This window comes from Flavobacterium sp., from assembly GCF_044376915.1.
GTDB lineage: Bacteria > Bacteroidota > Bacteroidia > Flavobacteriales > Flavobacteriaceae > Flavobacterium.
Genome location: NZ_JBILKB010000024.1, coordinates 1 through 16,757, shown reverse-complemented (window position 1 = coordinate 16,757; position 16,757 = coordinate 1). Strand labels below are relative to the sequence as shown.

Annotated in this window: 14 protein-coding genes; 7 read left to right on the top strand and 7 right to left on the bottom strand. The window is 34.1% G+C overall.

Features of this window, described 5'->3' with window-relative positions; translation table 11 throughout:
- Positions 1–28 precede the first annotated feature (28 nt).
- Positions 29–892, bottom strand: a complete 864-nt coding sequence (locus tag ACIQ6Z_RS04125) for a bestrophin family protein (protein WP_396209666.1) — start codon at positions 890–892, stop codon at positions 29–31.
- A gap of 18 nt (positions 893–910) precedes the next feature.
- Positions 911–3,013, bottom strand: coding sequence for an ATP-dependent DNA helicase RecG (recG, locus tag ACIQ6Z_RS04120; protein ID WP_396209665.1), 2,103 nt, complete (start codon positions 3,011–3,013; stop codon positions 911–913).
- 110 nt (positions 3,014–3,123) lie between these two features.
- On the opposite strand from recG, the gene ACIQ6Z_RS04115 reads away from it, so the two are divergent.
- Positions 3,124–5,193: a M1 family metallopeptidase gene (locus ACIQ6Z_RS04115; protein WP_396209664.1), complete on the top strand. Its 2,070-nt coding sequence runs from the start codon at positions 3,124–3,126 to the stop codon at positions 5,191–5,193.
- Positions 5,194–5,203: 10 nt separating this feature from the next.
- On the opposite strand, the gene ACIQ6Z_RS04110 is transcribed toward ACIQ6Z_RS04115, so the two are convergent.
- The gene (locus ACIQ6Z_RS04110) at positions 5,204–5,728 is read right to left on the bottom strand and encodes a hypothetical protein (protein WP_396209663.1); all 525 of its coding nucleotides are present in this window, start codon (positions 5,726–5,728) and stop codon (positions 5,204–5,206) included.
- A 170-nt stretch (positions 5,729–5,898) separates the two neighbouring features.
- Here ACIQ6Z_RS04110 and ACIQ6Z_RS04105 point away from each other — a divergent pair, with 170 nt between their 5' ends.
- Genes ACIQ6Z_RS04105 through ACIQ6Z_RS04095 form a run of 3 tightly spaced genes read left to right on the top strand, consistent with a single transcriptional unit; the run spans position 5,899 to position 9,918 of the window.
- A complete protein-coding gene (locus ACIQ6Z_RS04105; RefSeq protein WP_396209678.1) occupies positions 5,899–8,229 on the top strand; it encodes an ATP-dependent helicase in 2,331 nt (776 codons plus the stop codon).
- A gap of 40 nt (positions 8,230–8,269) precedes the next feature.
- Complete coding sequence (locus ACIQ6Z_RS04100; protein WP_396209662.1) at positions 8,270–8,890, top strand: L-threonylcarbamoyladenylate synthase; 621 nt, start codon at positions 8,270–8,272, stop codon at positions 8,888–8,890.
- 8 nt (positions 8,891–8,898) lie between these two features.
- Positions 8,899–9,918 carry a carboxypeptidase-like regulatory domain-containing protein gene (locus ACIQ6Z_RS04095; RefSeq protein ID WP_396209661.1) on the top strand — a complete coding sequence of 340 codons (1,020 nt, stop codon included), beginning with the start codon at positions 8,899–8,901 and terminating at the stop codon, positions 9,916–9,918.
- A 48-nt stretch (positions 9,919–9,966) separates the two neighbouring features.
- Here the strand turns inward: ACIQ6Z_RS04095 and ACIQ6Z_RS04090 are convergent, their stop codons facing one another.
- The 3 genes from ACIQ6Z_RS04090 to ACIQ6Z_RS04080 form a co-directional block, all read right to left on the bottom strand.
- Positions 9,967–10,803 (bottom strand): flagellar motor protein MotB, encoded by an 837-nt coding sequence (locus tag ACIQ6Z_RS04090; protein ID WP_396209660.1) that lies wholly within the window; start codon positions 10,801–10,803, stop codon positions 9,967–9,969.
- A 68-nt stretch (positions 10,804–10,871) separates the two neighbouring features.
- Positions 10,872–11,867 carry a glycosyltransferase family 2 protein gene (locus tag ACIQ6Z_RS04085; protein ID WP_396209659.1) on the bottom strand — a complete coding sequence of 332 codons (996 nt, stop codon included), beginning with the start codon at positions 11,865–11,867 and terminating at the stop codon, positions 10,872–10,874.
- An 81-nt stretch (positions 11,868–11,948) separates the two neighbouring features.
- Positions 11,949–12,392, bottom strand: a complete 444-nt coding sequence (locus ACIQ6Z_RS04080; RefSeq protein ID WP_396209658.1) for a type I restriction enzyme HsdR N-terminal domain-containing protein — start codon at positions 12,390–12,392, stop codon at positions 11,949–11,951.
- 61 nt (positions 12,393–12,453) lie between these two features.
- On the opposite strand from ACIQ6Z_RS04080, the gene holA reads away from it, so the two are divergent.
- From holA to ettA, 3 genes are all read left to right on the top strand, one after another.
- A complete protein-coding gene (holA, locus tag ACIQ6Z_RS04075; protein WP_396209657.1) occupies positions 12,454–13,458 on the top strand; it encodes a DNA polymerase III subunit delta in 1,005 nt (334 codons plus the stop codon).
- A gap of 72 nt (positions 13,459–13,530) precedes the next feature.
- Positions 13,531–13,713 (top strand): CAL67264 family membrane protein, encoded by a 183-nt coding sequence (locus ACIQ6Z_RS04070; protein ID WP_396196045.1) that lies wholly within the window; start codon positions 13,531–13,533, stop codon positions 13,711–13,713.
- Positions 13,714–13,765: 52 nt separating this feature from the next.
- Entirely contained in the window at positions 13,766–15,457 is a 1,692-nt protein-coding gene (ettA, locus tag ACIQ6Z_RS04065) for an energy-dependent translational throttle protein EttA (RefSeq protein ID WP_396209656.1), read from the top strand.
- A 19-nt stretch (positions 15,458–15,476) separates the two neighbouring features.
- Here the strand turns inward: ettA and ACIQ6Z_RS04060 are convergent, their stop codons facing one another.
- Positions 15,477–16,736, bottom strand: coding sequence for a DEAD/DEAH box helicase (locus ACIQ6Z_RS04060; protein WP_396209655.1), 1,260 nt, complete (start codon positions 16,734–16,736; stop codon positions 15,477–15,479).
- Positions 16,737–16,757 lie beyond the last annotated feature (21 nt).

Genomic DNA, 16,757 nt, shown 5'->3' with positions numbered 1-16,757 from the left:
TTTAACTTTCAAAAAAATAATTTTAAAACTATAATAATTCTTCAACATGTTTTTTAATGTTGGCAGCAATTTTAGTCATGGGAAGGTCGTTGGCATCACTTCCAAATGGATCTTCAATTTCTTCTGCAATCAATTCCAAACTGGCCAGTACATAGAAAATAAAAATGACTACTGGAATGACATAGTAGCCCAAACTGAATACAAATCCAAACGGAAGGGTCATCACAAAAAAGAAAATAAATTTTTTAATGAAAGCACTGTATGAATAGGGTATGGGTGTATTTTTAATTCGCTCACAAGCGCCACAAATTTCGGTAAACGATTGCAATTCGGAATTAATAAGGTAAAACTGATTGCCCGATATTTTACCAGATTGGTAGATATCGTTTGCTTTTTGAAAGAGCATTTTTGCTACCTGATTTGGACGGTGTTTTTGGTGATCAATTGTCAAATCCAGACCTTCAAACAGCATTTGACTCACTTCTTCATTGCGTAAATGTTTTGAAAGGACAGAGGAATAAGCTGGAATTAACTTCCTAAAAAACTGACGGTCATTTTCATCCTTTAAATAGGCCGAAAGTTTAAGGGCTAAATTCCGACTGTTATTCACTAATCCACCCCATAATTTACGTCCTTCCCACCATCGGTCATAGGCCGTATTGGTTCGATATGCTAGCAATAACGATAATACAAAGCCTAAAGTAGTATGAATAATGTTGAGGTTTTTTACATGACTATTTTCAGAAAGGTTCCAATATTCTATTTCTAAATAAGCAATACCTCCCGAATACATTCCAATAAATAGCATCATTGGGATCAATTGTCTAAAAGTATCCGATTTGTGAAATCGAAAAATAAAAGTAATCCAGTCTTTTGGGTTGTATTGTATCATGATATTATTTTTTTGATTTTAGCTAATATAGTTCCAAATCGTTTTCTTTTTACTCATTTCTATGAAAGCCTCACGTAATTTCGCATGTTTCGGATGTTCCATTGGGGCATCTTCTTTTAAGAGTTTAATGGCATGATGCCTTGCCAATTGTAAGATGTCTTTGTCTTTGACCAGGTCGGCGATTTGTAAGTTCAAAACGCCACTTTGTTGTTTTCCCATGATGTCTCCCGGACCTCTTAGTTTTAAATCTACTTCAGAGATTTCAAAGCCATCATTTGTGCGCACCATAGTTTCCATCCTAATTTTACTGTCATTGCTCAATTTATGACTCGTCATTAAGATACAATAACTTTGTTTGGCTCCTCGACCTACACGGCCTCTTAGCTGATGCAATTGTGATAATCCAAAGCGCTCAGCACTTTCAATGACCATTACCGAAGCATTAGGTATGTTTACACCCACTTCAATTACTGTAGTAGCCACCATAATATTGGTTTTTCCAGCAGCAAACCGACGCATTTCTTCCTCTTTATCGGCGGGTTTCATTTTACCATGAACTATCGATATCGAATAGTGTGGCAAGGGAAAATCTCGTGAAATACTTTCATAACCATCCATTAAATCTTTGTAATCCATTTTTTCAGATTCCTGAATTAAGGGATATACAATATAAATTTGACGTCCTTTTGCAATTTCCTCTTTTAAGAATTTCCATACGTTTAATCGATTGGCATCATAGCGATGTACCGTTTGAATGGGTTTTCTTCCGGGGGGCAATTCATCAATCACTGAGATATCCAAATCACCATATAAACTCATGGCAAGTGTACGTGGAATTGGTGTTGCTGTCATGACCAATACATGCGGTGGAATTTGTGCTTTTTGCCACAATTTACTTCTTTGTTCAACCCCAAATCGGTGTTGTTCATCTATAATCGCTAAACCTAATTTTTGGAATTGTACTTTATCTTCTAGCAAAGCATGTGTTCCAATTAATAGGTCTAAAGTTCCTTTTTCTAACGCTTCATGAATTTCTTTACGTTCAGCAGTTTTTGTAGACCCGGTCAGTAATTTTATGTTTAAATTTAATTGTAGGGCCAATTCAGATATGCCGTTAAAATGTTGATTTGCTAAAATTTCTGTTGGAGCCATCAAGCAACTTTGAAAGCCGTTATCTTTTGCTAACAACATGCACATCAAAGCAACGATAGTCTTTCCTGAACCAACATCTCCTTGTAACAAACGGTTCATTTGGGCATTGCTTCCTAAGTCATTTCTTATTTCTTTCAGTACTCGTTTTTGGGCAGTAGTCAACTCAAATGGCAAATGATTGTTGTAAAAATTGGTAAAATTAACGCCCACTTTTTCAAATGGTACTCCTTTGATTTTATGCTTTCGAATGAGGTTTTTGGTAATTAATTGCAATTGAATGAAAAACAACTCTTCAAATTTCAGTCTAAATTGTGCTTTTGCCAATAAATCCTGACTTTTTGGAAAATGAATATTAAATAAGGCAGCATTTTTAGGAAGTAGTTTCAACTCATCTAAAAGATAATCTGGTAAGTTTTCTGAAAATAAGGCTTGCGTTTCTACAAACAATTGCTGCATCATTTTATTAATGACTTTATTGGAAATTCCTTTATTGGCTAATTTTTCAGTACTGGGATAAACGGGTTGCATGGCCGATCGCAAACTGGCTTTGTGTTCTTCAAGGAATTCCATTTCGGGATGCGCCATATTGAAGATAGGGCCAAATTGTGTTACTTTTCCAAAAATGACATAGGGAATATTGATTTTAATACTGTCGCGAATCCATTTCTGACCTTGAAACCAAACCAATTCCATTTGTCCGGTATCATCAATAAATGTGGCTACTAAACGTGATTTTCCTTTGCCTTGTTCAATGGTTTTTATATGTACGATTTTCCCAATAATTTGCACTTCTGAATTACTGTTTTGTAGTTCGTTGATTTTATAATAACGGGTTCGGTCGATATACCGATTGGGAAATAAGTTGAGTAAATCAATGTATTTATAAATGCTCAGCTCCTTGCGCAATAAATCACCACGTTGGGGTCCAACGCCTTTGAGATATTCTATGGGAGTTTCGAGCAGATTCATTTCTGTTTGCGATAAATTTCTTATTTAGCGAAGATACTAGATAATTTGTTAATTTAGAAATGGAAGAAATTGAAAATGTTTATATTCGTAAATTATTAAAATCCATCAAGATGTTTCGTTTTCTTTTAGCCTTTTTTTTCATTAATGTAACTTTCTCTCAGCAAACAAAATCGGTTGATTTTATCAGTTGCGATGCCTTATTGTATCCTGATGCTAAAACTAAATCAATTTCAGGAACGGTTCATTATTTATTCGAAATCAAGAATGCTATTGATTCTGTAAAAATAGATGCAAAAAATATGATATTTTCAGCAATTTATATAAATGATAATAATAAATTAAAGTACAAACTCACAAATGAACATATAATTTTATATGATGGACTTAAAAAAGGGTTAAACGGAATTACAATTAAATATGAGGCAAAACCAAAGCAAACGCTTTATTTTACGGGAGAAGGAGAAAATCTTCAAATTTGGACGCAAGGTCAAGGCAAATATACGAGTCATTGGTTGCCAAGTTTTGACGACGTAAACGAGAAAGTGATATTTAAAATAGGTGTTTATTTTGATGAAAAACATCTTGTTTTATCTAATGGTGAACTTATAAATAAAATAAATCCAAAATTTTCAAACGAAAAAAAAACATTGTGGGAATATAAAATGCAAAAACCCATGTCTTCTTATTTGGTCATGTTGGCGATAGGTAATTTTACCAAGCAAAAAGCAACTACAAATTCAGGCACTCCGTTGGAATTTTATTTGGATACAAACGATTACTCAAAATTTGAACCAACATACCGTTATTCCAAAGAATTATTTGATTATTTGGAAAGTGAAATTGGTGTTAAGTATCCATGGGGCATTTACCGACAAGTGCCTGTTCGTGATTTTTTGTATGCAGGTATGGAGAATACAACGTCCACCATTTTTGCTCAAGATTTTGTAGTAGATTCCATTGGTTTTAACGATCGCAATTATGTGAATGTCAATGCACACGAGTTGGCACACCAATGGTTTGGTGATTTGATTACAGCGCAATCAGGAAAACACCATTGGTTGCAAGAAGGTTTTGCTACTTATTATGCCTTACTTGCTGAACGGCAATTGTTTGGTGACGATTATTTTTACGAAGCCTTAAACGATTATGCCGAACAATTGCAACAAGCAGCAACGACCGATTCAATTCCCGTTCTAAATGAAAAAGCAAGTTCCTTAACTTTTTATAAAAAAGGAGCTTGGGCCTTGCATGTGTTACGAGAAGATATTGGGGCTAAGTACTTTCAAAAAGCAGTAAAAAAGTATTTAAAAAAATACCAATATAAAAACGTTGATACCGATGACTTTTTAAGTATTGTACATGATGTTTCGGGGTACGATGTGGCAAAATATAAAAAACAGTGGCTCGAAACACCTGGTTTTGATCGTAATGTAGCACAACAATACCTCGATAAAAATCTGTTTATTCGGGATTTTAATGAGCTGCGAAAAAACAAATATTCATTAGTAGAATTGACGAACATCATGCAGTCGAAAGCCTATTATCCGATCAAACAATACATTATTTTTAACATACAACAACTGCCTTTTGACGAACGCAAAGTACTGTTGAAAGCAGCTTTGGCAACACAAAACCTTCAAGTTCGACAAGCTGTTGCCGAAACATTAACAGTTATCCCTCCTGATTTTAAAAACACCTATGAAGCATTACTTTTAGATAAATCGTATGTAACTAAAGAACTAGCTTTAACCAATTTATGTGCTAACTTTCTCGATGAGCGTCAACGTTATTTAGACCAGACTAAAGGAATTAAGGGAAATAACGATAAAAGTTTTCGAATGACTTGGTTAGGCATTGCGATAAATACGTTAGGTTTTTCAGAAAAGCAACGCCAAGAATTTTTGAATGAATTGATGCATTACGCCTCTGATGCTTGTGAAAGTTCCGTACGGCAAAATGCTTTGGAATTACTTTTGCAATTGCAGCCCAACGAGGATAAAGTGATTGCTTTATTATTTAAAGCCACCTCACATCATAAGTGGCAATTTACATTGTATGCGCGTACAAAGGTGCGTGAATTTTTAAAAGATGCAGCATATAGAAAAAGAGTGGAGGAAATGGCTACAACTGCAGAAGTTTATTTGAAAGAACTATATTATAAATTTTTGAAGGAGAAGTAATCGCTACGGTTTAAAAAACCCTCTTCAATTCTTCTTTCAAAAAAGAAATTGCAATAGAACTTGGCGCTTCAATTTCTGTCAATTCAATCAGTATGGCTTCTCTCAATTTATTAGCGTCTGCTACATCTTCTCGAAGTGCATTTTTTCGAATCATTTGTAGGGTGCTGTTTTTTGCTTTTAAGATGATATCCCAACTTGCCGATGTTACATATATTTGTTGCGTTAAATTGTGCTCAAATTCAGTTTGGACTTGATGCGTAAGTAAAGTGGCATAATCGTCTTTGCTACTACCTGTGGGAGCCACTCTAAGCATTAGTTGGGTTGGGTTGATGCGCTCTAATAACAATACGAGTCGCTCATAGGCTTGCAGTCGAATCGGTAGTGCTTGTTTTTGGTTTTCGCGCAACAATTCATATTTGCGTTTGCTTTCTTCACTCGTATAAAATTTCTGCATCATTACAAAGGCAACACCACCGGTAATGAGTGCCGGTAAGGTATACGCTGCTATTTCAAATAATTTATCGTCAAAGGTCATGGTAATTATGTTTAATTCTAATGCAAATTACGGGTAAATAAATTAATTTACAAATTAGATTCGAACTTGTTTGTATTCTCAATTGAATGGTTGATAACTTCTTTTGTATTAACCCCATTCATAATGTATTTTTGTAAGTTAGATAAATGAAATCATCCACTATGAAAGAAATGCAGCGGTATATCAGCCAATTAAACGAAGCCCAACAAGCCCCCGTATTGCAAAAAGACGGTCCAATGATTGTTATTGCAGGCGCCGGTTCTGGAAAAACACGTGTATTGACCGTTCGTATTGCTAATTTGATGAGTCAGGGTGTTGATGCCTTTAATATTCTAGCCTTAACCTTTACCAACAAAGCTGCAAGGGAAATGAAAAAGCGTATTGCAGATATTGTGGGCAACAATGAAGCTAAAAACCTTTGGATGGGAACTTTTCACTCGGTTTTTGCTAAGATATTACGTAGTGAAGCTGATAAACTGGGTTATCCGTCAAATTTTACGATTTACGATTCGCAGGATTCCTTACGCTGTTTAGGTAGTATCATTAAGGAGATGCAATTGGATAAAGACATTTATAAACCCAAACAAATATTAGGTCGCATTTCATCCTATAAAAATTCTCTAATTACTGTTAAAGCTTATTTCAATAATCTTGAATTGCAAGAAGCCGATGCCATGAGTAAAAAACCGCGTATGGGCGAAATTTATCAGAATTATGTGGAGCGTTGTTTTAAATCGGGCGCCATGGATTTTGACGATTTGTTATTGAAAACCAATGAGTTATTGAATTTATTTCCCGATGTATTGGCCAAATACCAAGACCGTTTTCGATACATCTTAGTGGATGAGTACCAAGATACCAACCATTCACAATATTTGATTGTTCGTGCCTTGTCAGATCGTTTTCAAAACATTTGCGTAGTAGGTGATGATGCCCAGAGTATTTATGCTTTCCGTGGGGCCAACATCAATAATATTTTAAATTTTCAGAAGGATTATGCCAATGTGCAATTGTATCGTTTGGAACAAAACTACCGTTCGTCAAAAAATATTGTAGAAGCTGCCAATAATGTCATCGATAAGAACAAAACGAAATTGGATAAAATTGTTTGGACCTCTAATGATGATGGCCCAAAAATTAAAGTCCACCGAAGTTTAACCGACGGCGAGGAAGGACGTTTTGTGGCGGCTACGATCTTTGAACAAAAAATGCAAAACCAAATGCTAAATGGTCAATTTGCAATATTGTATCGCACCAATGCACAATCGCGTGCGATGGAAGATGCGTTGCGTAAACGTGATATTCCCTACCGTATTTATGGTGGCTTATCCTTTTATCAAAGAAAAGAAATTAAAGATGTATTGGCTTATTTACGTTTGGTCATCAATCCGAAAGATGAAGAAGCACTCGTGCGTGTAATTAATTATCCTGCTAGAGGAATAGGAGATACCACCGTTGAAAAATTAACCGTTGCAGCCAATCATTACAAGCGTTCTATTTTTGAAGTAATGGAGCACATTGATAAAATTGATTTGAAACTTAATTCGGGTACAAAAAACAAGTTGAGCGATTTTGTAACCATGATCAAAAGCTTCCAAATTATTAATGACAATCAAGATGCTTTTTTCTTAACCGATCACGTCACAAAAAAAACCGGATTGGTTCAAGAATTAAAAAAAGATGGAACGCCAGAAGGAATAGCCAAAATTGAAAATATTGAGGAATTACTCAACGGTATTAAAGATTTTACTGAAGGCCAAAAAGAAATAGATGGTGCTCGTGGTGCTTTATCTGAATTTCTTGAAGATGTAGCCTTGGCAACTGACTTAGACAAAGATACCGGTGATGATGATCGGGTGGCTTTAATGACCATTCACTTAGCAAAAGGATTAGAGTTTCCTCATGTGTTTATTGTTGGACTAGAAGAAGATTTGTTTCCAAGTGCCATGAGTTTAAATACACGAAGCGAGCTAGAAGAAGAACGTCGTTTATTCTACGTTGCTTTAACCCGTGCCGAACATCAAGCGTATTTGACCTATGCGCAATCACGCTATAGATGGGGTAAATTAGTCGATAGCGAGCCTTCTCGATTTATTGAAGAAATCAACGACGAGTATTTAGAATATTTGAATCCGGTTGATTCGGGTTACCGTTATAAACCGGTTATGGATATTGATGTTTTTGGCGATATTGATAAAACCAAATTACGATTGGCTAAGCCTACTGCAGGAACACCACCAAAGAGCCCCTTAGCGCCAGAAGGAGGAATAAATATCCCAAGTATTAGAAAACTAAAACCACTTTCTAGTAATGCAGGAAGTTCTAATGTATCCGATTCCAATTTAGCTGTTGGGAATATTGTCATGCACGAACGTTTTGGAAAAGGACAGATAGTGAGCATGGAAGGTATTGGCGCCGATAAAAAAGCTGAAATTCGATTTGATGTAGGAGGATTAAAGAAATTGTTGTTGCGATTTGCGAAGTTGGAAGTCATAGGTTAACTGCTTTAAGCATTAAGCTTAAAGTGTAAAGCATAATATTATGTCACAATTCATAAAAATATACGAGGACAACCCTAATGAAGCAGCCATAAAAAAAGTGGTTGATGTGTTGAGAAATGGAGGTTTAGTGATTTATCCAACCGATACGGTTTACGGTTTAGGCTGCGATATTACCAATTCTCGTGCCTTAGAAAAGTTAGCTAAAATCAAAGGAATTAAGTTGGAAAAAGCAAATTTTTCCTTCGTTTGTTCTAGTTTGAGTAATCTTTCGGATTATGTGAAACAAATTGACACCTCGACTTTTAAAATTTTAAAGCGCGCTTTGCCTGGACCATATACATTCATTTTACCAGGAAATAACGATTTACCAAAGGAATTCAGAAAGAAAAAAACAGTCGGAATTCGTGTCCCAAATAATGCTATTGTCATTCAAATTGTAGAAATGCTTGGAAATCCAATTGTGTCTACTTCCATTCATGATGAAGACGATGTTATTGAATATTCGACCGATCCCGAATTAATTTTTGAAAAGTGGCAACATAAAGTTGAGGTAGTTATCGATGGCGGATATGGTGATAATTTGGCATCTACAATTATTGATTTGACAGGCCACGAACCCGAAGTCATTCGTGAAGGGAAAGGAAGTTTGGATATTTTATAAATTTTAATATGAAATTACTTTTTTACTTTTTTATTTTTCTACCAGCGGTTTTATTTTCACAGTTAAAGATACAGGGTTATGTTTATGATGAAAATGGGAAACCAATTATTGGTTCTTCTGTTTATGTTGATGGCACAACATTTGGAACATCATCTAATGAGTTTGGTTTTTTTTCAATGCAACTTCCGTCAAAAAGTAATTCAATATTAGTATTTAGAAATATAGGTTATAAGAACGAATTTATTGAGTTACAGAAAGTATCAGGAGTATTAAAAATTACACTTAAAAGAGATATAAAGGAGCTTAAAGAAGTAGTAATTGAAAAGAATCTTTTTTCAAGAAAACAGTTTATGCAACTATTTAAATCACAATTTTTAGGAGATAATAGAGCGGGTAAAAACTGTATAATTGAAAATGAAGATCAAATTTATTTTACTTATGATAAAATGAGCAATAAACTTATGGCATACTCAGATGAACCCATAACTATAATTAATAATTATCTGGGATATAAAATAAATTATCAATTACAAGATTTTCAATGTAAATTAAGTAGACTTAGTGTTCAAAAAGAGTTTGTTGTTAGTTGTCAATTTGGAGGAAATTCCATTTTTCAAGAAATAATTACTTCTAGTAAAATTCAGAAACGCCGACAACAATCCTATGAAGGATCCACTTTGCAGTTTTTTAGAAATTTACTAAACAATAACTGGAGTAAGGATAATTTTACCTTGTATAAAGGTAGTTTTCCTACAAATCCTAACGATCACTTTAAAGTAATCCCCTTGGATAAAAATTTTTATAAAATTGAAGTAATTTCAAAGAGTGATATAGTTGTTCAGGATCGTTTCATTTCACAATTTAATATCTTGTATAATAATAAAAGTCAATCAAAATTGATATTTTATATTTCTGAGTTTAATGTGGATTCTTATGGTGTTTATTCAAATTATGATAGTATTTTACTCTCAGGGGATATTTCAAAACAAAGAATTGGAGATTTATTGCCAACAAATTTTAATAAATAAAAAAAAACGCTTTCAAAATGAAAGCGTTTTTTTTATCGATGGATCAACTTATTTTTTCTCTAAGTTTTTCATTTCTTTTTCTAACATGTCATAAAATTGATCAATTTTAGGCATGATGATGATGCGAGTTCTTCTGTTTTTGGCTCTGTTAGCAGGAGTGTCATTAGCCACTAAAGGAATATAAGAGCTTCTACCCGCTGGAATCAATTGTTTCGGACTTACACCTAAATCATTTTGTAATACTCTAACAATTGAAGTCGCACGTTTTACAGATAAATCCCAGTTGTCTAATAAAACCGCATTTTTGATAGGTAAATTATCGGTGTGACTTTCTACCATACATTCAAAATCAGATTTGCTGTTGATTACTTTTGCAACTTTAGCCAAAACTGCCTTCGCGTTATCGCCTACTTCATAACTCCCTGATTTAAATAATAAGTTGTCGGCAATGGATATCATTACTACTCCTTTTTCAACATTGATATTGATATCTGGATCATCGATACCAACCTCTCGTTTTAAACTGGTAACTAAAGCCAATGTTACACTGTCTTTACGAGTCAATGCATCTTGTAAACGATTGATTTTTAAATCTTTCTCTTTTAAACTTTCTAATGATTTCTCTAAATTTTGAGAATTTTGAGCTGTCAATACAGTCAACTCTTTAGAATTACTTATCAATTCGGTATTATTTTGTTTCAAATAATCTAATTGTTTTGTTAGTGCCTCTTGTTCAGTTAAACATACATTAAGTTTAACGGTTGCTGTATTTAACAATTCCTGAATTTCTTTGTTTTTGTTTTCCAATAAAGCAAATTTCTTCTTCGATACACAAGAAGTTAGCGAAATTGAAGTCAATGTGATGATTAACAATACTTTTTTCATGATATAGATAATTTTTACAAATTTATAAATAAGTTTAAGGAAATAAAAATATTATACATAAACTCTTGTTAAAATAATTCAGCAAATTTCTTGCCGTTTTTCAAAAAATAGGAAACAACAATACTGGAAACCTTATAATAATCCTGTTTTTGAATATTGTTTCTTTTAAAATAATAGATTTTGGCTAATTTATAAAAGGCGAAATGGGCATGTATGATGGCCAAACAATGTTTGAATTTTCCTTTAAAAATGAATTGAATCCCAGCCAATCCATCTAGACATAAACGTAATAAAAGTACAAAAAACAGTTTATCTTTGGGTAAATTTTTGGTTAGCATAAGTAATGAATTTCTGAAATTCAAATACGTTTTCATTGGATTTCCTTCATTTAAAGTTGCTCCTCCCACATGGTAAACGATTGATTTAGGTGTGTATTTTACACTATATCCTACATTGAAGGCTCGCCAACACAAGTCAATTTCTTCTTGATGGGCAAAAAATGTCGCATCAAATCCATTCAATTGGTGAAACACTGTTCTCCGAATAAAAAAACATGCCCCAGTTGCCCAAAAAATTGGTGTTTCATCCTCATATTGATGTAAATCTTCTTCTATAGTGTCAAAAATTCTACCCCTACAAAATGGATATCCAAATTTATCTATAAAACCACCAGCAGCACCAGCATATTCAAAATGGTTTTTCTTTTTATAATCGAGTAATTTAGGTTGTATAATTGCTACTTCAGGTTGTGTATCAAATAAATGTAAAATAGGAGCAAGCCAATTTTCAGTTACTTCAATATCTGAATTCACTAAAGCATAATATTCTTCTTCTACAAACTGTAAAGCTTCGTTGTAGCCCATTGCAAAACCAAAATTGCCAGTATTTTGAATAATTTTAACCGATTGAAATTGAGAAGTAATCACTTCAATGGAAGTATCCGTCGAAGCATTGTCAACTACATAAATTGTGGCTTCATTTGAATGAGCTAGTACTGAGGGTAAAAACTGCTCGAGTAATTTGGCTCCGTTCCAATTTAATATGACTACAGCTATTTTTTTCAAGTGTTTTTTTGTTTCAGGTTTGAAGTTTCAAGTTGTTTTGATTTCAAAAAAAGTCTTACAGTATTCATCTTCCAGTACTCATCATTTATATTCTGGAAGTTCTTTTAAGAAAATGTACTTCTCATTCTCAAAATCCATTTGACAAAAATAATGATTTATACCATTGGTTAGCATTAAATATTTTGCCTTTAGTACTAAGTTGTAACGTGCAATTTGATCAAAAGTTTGTTGGGTAATAGCAACTTCGGGTGCTTTGCATTCAATTAATAAAAATATTTCTCCATTTGGTTGAAATACAACGACATCGTATCGCTTATTTAACGTATTAATTTTAATTAATTTTTCAATATTAATACAAGATTTTGGGTATTTGTTGTCCTGTATTAAATAGTGTAACGTGTGTTGGCGCACCCATTCTTCTGGAGTAAGAAGAATAAATTTTTTTCTAATTTCATCGAAGATAGCTACGTTATTTTCACTATTTTTGAACCGAAACGAATACGTTGGAAAATTCAACTTTTTCATGAAACAAAAATAGTTATTTTATACGAACTGCCAACAGCTACTGAACACTGAATACAAAATTATGGATGAAGTAATTCAAATTACGAAAGACATCAAAGCTGGTAACCTCAAGCCCATTTATTTTTTAATGGGAGAAGAACCTTATTATATTGATAAATTGACAGATTTCATTGAGCAAAATGTATTAGAAGAACAGGATCGAGATTTCAATCAATCTATTTTATATGGCCGTGATGTTACCATAGAAGATGTGATTGGTACTGCAAAGCGGTATCCTATGATGGCCGATCGTCAAGTAGTTATTGTAAGAGAAGCACAAGAACTATCTCGAACCATTGACAAATTGGAAGCCTACGCCGAAAATCCTCAGATTACAACTGTTTTGGTATTTGCTTACAAGTACAAAACCTTGGACAAGCGAAAAAAAATAACGAAATTATTGGATAAAGTGGGTGTAGTTTATGAAAGTAAAAAACTCTACGAAAATCAAGTTGGCGAATGGATCAAACGTATTTTAGAAAGTCAAGGATATGGTATTGAGCCAAAGGCGGCAGCAATTTTAGTGGAATTTTTGGGAACCGATTTGTCTAAAATCAATAATGAATTAGAAAAATTAAAAATTATTTTACCGAAAGGACATATGTTTACGCCAATCGATATAGAGGAAAATATTGGCTTTAGTAAAGACTTTAATAATTTTGAATTGCGCAAGGCAATTGGTGAAAAAAATCAGGTTAAATCCTATCAAATCATTGATTATTTTGCTCAAAATCCCAAAGATAATCCTTTAGTCGTTACTACTGGCTTGGTGTTTGGCTTCTTTTCGCAATTGTTGCAATATCACGGACTCAAAGATAAATCGCAAATGAATGCCGCCAAAGTATTAAAAGTAAATCCATTTTTCGTTAAGGATTATGAGGTGGCGTTTCGAAATTATCCTATGAAGAAAGTAAGTACGATTGTTGCTGCACTTCGAACTATAGATTTGAAAAGCAAAGGAGTGGGTGCTGCCTCTACTTCACAGCACGATTTGTTAAAGGAACTTTTGATCACAATTTTTAATTGAAATCCATTCATTAAAAGTGATAAAATTTGTAACTTCGCGTCCCTTACACATGTAATTTAATATCAAAAGAGTATGTCAATGAACAAGAATACAGTATTAGCTTGGGCAACCTTTATTATGGTGCTTATGGGCTTGATTTTAATTGGATTAGGGATTTATCGCTATGCCGATGTTGCGGGTTGGGGATTTGCTTCTGTTGGAGTAGGATTCTTAGCAAACGCTTGGGTTTTTAATGCCTTAAAAGGTAGAGTTTAATATTAATTTGAATTACGAATTCCGTAAATCATAATAACAAAAACACATAACTATGTCAGATGATAAGAAAGTAATTTTCTCAATGCAAAAATTGAGTAAAAGTTATCCGGGTGCCGATAAACAAGTTTTAAAAAATATCTATTTGAGTTTCTTTTACGGAGCTAAAATTGGTATTCTGGGTCTTAATGGTTCTGGAAAATCTTCCTTGCTGAAAATTATTGCAGGCGTTGATAAAAATTTTCAAGGCGATGTGGTTTTTCAACCCGGTTACACTGTTGGTTATTTAGAACAAGAACCGCAATTAGACGAAACAAAAACGGTTATTGATATTGTACGTGAAGGTGCTGCTGAAACATTTGAATTATTAGCCGAATTTAATAAAATTAACGACGATTTTGGTTTACCTGAAGTATATGAGAATCCAGAAAAAATGGAGAAACTTATGGATCGTCAAGCGGAATTGCAAGACAAAATTGATGCTTGCGGTGCTTGGGAAATTGATACTAAGTTAGAAATTGCCATGGATGCACTTCGTACGCCAGATCCTGAAACACCAATTAATGTGTTGTCTGGTGGAGAGAAGCGTCGTGTGGCTTTATGTCGTTTGTTATTACAACAACCCGACGTATTATTGTTAGATGAGCCAACCAACCACTTGGATGCCGAATCGGTACTTTGGTTAGAACAGCATTTAGCTCAATATTCCGGAACTGTAATTGCTGTTACACACGATAGATATTTCTTAGATAATGTTGCAGGTTGGATATTAGAACTTGATAGAGGTGAAGGTATTCCATGGAAAGGAAATTACTCGTCTTGGTTAGAGCAAAAATCTAATAGAATGGCTCAAGAAGAAAAAGTAGCCTCTAAAAGAAGAAAAAATTTAGAACGCGAATTAGACTGGGTACGTCAAGGTGCAAAAGGCCGTCAAACCAAACAAAAAGCACGTTTACAGAATTACGATAAATTATTAAACGAAGATCAAAAAGAATTAGACGAGAAATTAGAAATTTACATTCCTAATGGACCTCGTTTGGGAACTAATGTAATTGAAGCCAAAAGTGTAGCGAAAGCATTTGGCGATAAATTATTATACGACGATTTAAATTTTGTATTGCCACAAGCAGGTATTGTTGGAATTATTGGTCCAAATGGAGCTGGTAAATCTACCATATTCAAAATGATTATGGGGGAACAAAAAGCAGATGCTGGAACTTTTGAAATTGGAGAAACAGTTAAAATTGCTTATGTAGATCAATCGCATTCTAATATTGATGTGAATAAAACGCTCTGGGAAAACTTTTGTGATGGACAAGAATTAATTATGATGGGTGGTCGTCAAGTTAATTCTCGTGCCTATTTATCTCGTTTTAATTTTGGCGGAAGCGATCAAAATAAAAAAGTTGCTACATTATCTGGTGGAGAACGTAACCGTCTTCATTTAGCCATGACCTTAAAAGAAGAAGGAAATGTATTGTTACTCGATGAGCCAACTAATGATTTAGATGTAAACACGCTTCGTGCCTTGGAAGAAGGTTTGGAAAATTTTGCAGGTTGTGCCGTGATTATTTCGCACGACAGATGGTTCTTAGACCGTGTTTGTACACACATTTTAGCATTTGAAGGTGATTCACAAGTATATAGTTTTGAAGGAAGTTTTACCGAATATGAAGAAAATAAACGCAAGCGTCTTGGAAAAGATGTGACGCCAACTCGAATTAAATACAAGAAATTGATTCGATAATTGATAAAAAAAACGCTGGTTAATACCAGCGTTTTTTGTTTTTCTTTGATGCTTCCGATTTTCTAGAATTGGAATTCGGATTCATTTTATTTTTGTCTTTATTGCGTAAATCAGGTTTTGCATCCGGATTTACATCTTCATCTTTCCAAGTAAACGGATGATCAGTAACCACTTTAACTTTCATTCGAATTAATTTCTCAATGTCTTGCCAATAGGGTTTTTCGTCTTTTCCACAAAATGAAATGGCCAGACCTGAATTTCCGGCTCTTCCGGTACGACCGATACGATGCACATAGGTTTCAGAAATATTTGGAATATCAAAATTAATTACAAACGGCAGTTGTTCAATATCTATTCCTCGCGCTGCAATATCAGTAGCAACAAGAATATCAATTTCTTTATTTTTGAATTGCTCGAGTACACGTTGGCGCGCGTTTTGTGATTTATCACCGTGAATGGCTTCTGCTTTTATACTCGCTTTTTTCAACACTTTTACAATATTATCTGCTCCGTGTTTTGTGCGCGTAAATACTAACGCATTGCTTAAACTTTCTTGGATAATGAGTTGTTTTAACAGCAAACGTTTGTCGTCTTTATTGACAAAATAAACTTTTTGAGAAACATTTTCGGCCGTACTTGAAATGGGCGTTACCGAAATATACTTAGGTTTGGTTAAAAAAGTATCTGCCAATTCTCGAATAGCTAACGGCATCGTTGCAGAAAACAATAGGGTTTGGCGATTGTCGGGGGTAAGCTTGATGATTTTTTTAACATCGTTTATGAATCCCATATCCAACATTTGATCGGCTTCATCGAGAACCAAGTGGTGCATGTGATTTAGATCAATAAATCCTTGTTTATGAAGATCTAATAATCGTCCAGGAGTAGCAATTAATACATCGACTCCATTTTTCAATTCGTTCACTTGTGGCACTTGGTTGACACCACCAAAAATCACTAATGATTTGACATTGGTATATTTGCCATAGGTTTTAAAACTTTCGTCGATTTGTATGGCCAACTCACGAGTTGGAGTCACCACTAAGGTTCGAATATGTTTTGCTTTTTTTGCGGAACCGACAATGCGATGGATTAAGTTTAGAATAGGAATAGCAAACGCTCCGGTTTTACCGGTACCAGTTTGTGCACAAGCCACTAAGTCTTGTCCAAGTAATATTTCGGGTATGGCTTGTTCTTGAATAGGCGTTGGATTAGAATAACCTTCCTCTTCCAAAGCTTGTTGGATATTGTTGTAAAGTTTTAAATCGTTAAATGTCATATAAAATAATTAGTCTCTTGC

Bases quoted from the DNA above. Each gene is read 5' to 3' on its own strand.
- ACIQ6Z_RS04125 (WP_396209666.1), bottom strand. From the start codon at position 892: ATGATACAATACAACCCAAAAGACTGGATTACTTTTATTTTTCGATTT.
- recG (WP_396209665.1), bottom strand. From the start codon at position 3,013: ATGAATCTGCTCGAAACTCCCATAGAATATCTCAAAGGCGTTGGACCC.
- ACIQ6Z_RS04115 (WP_396209664.1), top strand. From the start codon at position 3,124: ATGTTTCGTTTTCTTTTAGCCTTTTTTTTCATTAATGTAACTTTCTCT.
- ACIQ6Z_RS04110 (WP_396209663.1), bottom strand. From the start codon at position 5,728: ATGACCTTTGACGATAAATTATTTGAAATAGCAGCGTATACCTTACCG.
- ACIQ6Z_RS04105 (WP_396209678.1), top strand. From the start codon at position 5,899: ATGCAGCGGTATATCAGCCAATTAAACGAAGCCCAACAAGCCCCCGTA.
- ACIQ6Z_RS04100 (WP_396209662.1), top strand. From the start codon at position 8,270: ATGTCACAATTCATAAAAATATACGAGGACAACCCTAATGAAGCAGCC.
- ACIQ6Z_RS04095 (WP_396209661.1), top strand. From the start codon at position 8,899: ATGAAATTACTTTTTTACTTTTTTATTTTTCTACCAGCGGTTTTATTT.
- ACIQ6Z_RS04090 (WP_396209660.1), bottom strand. From the start codon at position 10,803: ATGAAAAAAGTATTGTTAATCATCACATTGACTTCAATTTCGCTAACT.
- ACIQ6Z_RS04080 (WP_396209658.1), bottom strand. From the start codon at position 12,392: ATGAAAAAGTTGAATTTTCCAACGTATTCGTTTCGGTTCAAAAATAGT.
- holA (WP_396209657.1), top strand. From the start codon at position 12,454: ATGGATGAAGTAATTCAAATTACGAAAGACATCAAAGCTGGTAACCTC.
- ACIQ6Z_RS04070 (WP_396196045.1), top strand. From the start codon at position 13,531: ATGTCAATGAACAAGAATACAGTATTAGCTTGGGCAACCTTTATTATG.
- ettA (WP_396209656.1), top strand. From the start codon at position 13,766: ATGTCAGATGATAAGAAAGTAATTTTCTCAATGCAAAAATTGAGTAAA.
- ACIQ6Z_RS04060 (WP_396209655.1), bottom strand. From the start codon at position 16,736: ATGACATTTAACGATTTAAAACTTTACAACAATATCCAACAAGCTTTG.